Below are 1,992 nucleotides of genomic sequence, written 5' to 3'. Positions count from 1 at the left end.
CGGTACAGGGCGCGGGCGATAAAGATCCGCTGTTTCTGCCCGCCGGACAGCCCCTCGCCCAACTCGCCGATCAGTGTTTCATAGCCCATCGGCATCGATATAATCACGTCATGAATATAACTGGCCTGCGCACAGGCGATCATCAGCTGTTCGTCAGGATTTTCGGTGAATCCGCAGATATTTTCGCGGATCGAGCCGGAAAACAGTTTGTCGTCCTGCATCACGCAGGCGATCATTTTGTGGTAGTTATTGACCCCGAGCCGGCGGATATCAATGTTATCAATAAATACCTTGCCGTCTGACGGTTCAAACAGGCCGCACAACACCTTCATCAGCGTGGTTTTTCCCGATCCGGACGGCCCTGTTATCGCCACACTTTCGCCGGGGGCGACCGACAGATTAATATCGCGGAAGATCGGCGCGGACTGGCTGTCGTAACTGTACGCCAGGTTGCGGGTCTCCAGCCCGGCCGCCTGCATCTGCGGCTCGTACGGCACATCCGGCTTTTTATTTTCCTGCTCATTCAGCACAATATCGGAAATACGCTCGTTGTGCAGGCTCATGATGCGCAGCTGCAGCAGGAACTCAATGACGGAGGCCGCGCGGTCAGAAAACTGCTCACGGTAGGCACTGAACGCAACAAACATCCCGAGGGTCATGGCGTTGTCGATGACCATCGTCGCGCCGATCCACAGAATAGCTATCTGGTCACAGGCCATGATAAAAGTATTCACCCCGCCGAACATCAGGTTCATTTTAGTCAGGCGGATGCCGGTATTGATCGAATCGACTTTCAGATTCAGCCAGTGATTCCCCCGGCGCTCGCTCATGCCCTGGGTTTTCACCGTGGTGATGCCGTAGAGGGATTCCATAAAATACGATCCGGCGCGCGCCTCCTTGATCAGCGATTCCTCCGACAGCCGGCGGTAATAACGGTAGGTCGCCAGCCGCAGCCCGATATACACGGCGGTAAACCCGAGCACAATCCAGGTGAGATGGCCGCCGTAGAGGATCATCATGATAAACACGCCGATCAGCATGATGCCGTCCATGATCGCCCCGACCACGCTGGTGGTAAAGGTGGTACGCAGGATATCCAGCGAGCCGAAACGGGACTGAATATCCCCGAGTTTGCGCCGCTCAAAATAGCTGAGCGGCAGGCGCAGCAGGTGAGTAAATAATCCAGACTGCCACTGGACGTTGATCAGCGTTTCCATCACCAGACTCGCCCACGCGCGGCACATACTGACCGCCGCTTTCAGCAGAATAAAGAACAGCAGCCCGACACAAATCAGGGACAACAATCCCCGATCACCGGCGGGAATAGCGTGATCCATCACCAGCTGCGTGCCGACCGGCATAATCAGGCCGATGGCCTCAATCACCACAGAGAAGGCGAAGATTTTCAGCAGGGCTTTTTTCAGCCCGTGAATATTGCCGATCAGCGTGCGCAGGCTGAGTTTTTTCACCACCTCCTGTTTTGTGAAGGTGCTGCCGGGCCAGGCTTCCAGTGCCACGCCGGTAAAATTGCGCGACATTTCCTCAATGCCGACCACCCGGCGGCCATACGCCGGGTCATGCAGGATAAATTTGTTGCCGCTGATTTTCACCAGCACCAGAAAGTGATTGAAATCCCAGTGTAAAATACACGGCAGGCGCAGATTCGGCAGGTCATCCATATCCAGCGACAGGGCGCGGGTGGTCATGCCCAGTTCGGCGGCTATGCCGGTCAGTCCGGCCAGGGTCGCGCCCCGCGCGGAGAGACTGAACTGCTGACGCAGGGAAATCAGATCGATACTTTTGCCGTAATGGGCGGAAATCATGGCCAGGCTGGCGAGGCCGCACTCAGAGGATTCGGTCTGGTGGATCACCGGAATGCGCTGACGCAGACTGAGATCGAGTTTTTCCAGCAGGTTTTTCAGGGATAAACGGCGCATGCAGCCTCCCGGTCAGATAACAGCGTCCGTTCTGTCATGGTGTGTCTGCTCCTGT

At 56.3% G+C, this 1,992-nt stretch carries 1 protein-coding gene; it reads right to left on the bottom strand.

Annotated elements, in window-relative coordinates; all coding sequences use genetic code 11:
* Nucleotides 1-1,937, bottom strand: a 1,937-nt coding sequence (locus tag U868_RS0123015; RefSeq protein WP_025155334.1) for a peptidase domain-containing ABC transporter, incomplete at its 3' end; no start/stop codon positions are given.
* Between the last annotated feature and the right edge of the window lie 55 nt (nucleotides 1,938-1,992).

Origin of the sequence: Morganella morganii H1r, from assembly GCF_000633515.1 — a bacterium.
Taxonomy (GTDB): domain Bacteria; phylum Pseudomonadota; class Gammaproteobacteria; order Enterobacterales; family Enterobacteriaceae; genus Morganella; species Morganella morganii_B.
This window is presented reverse-complemented; position numbering and strand designations above follow the sequence as displayed.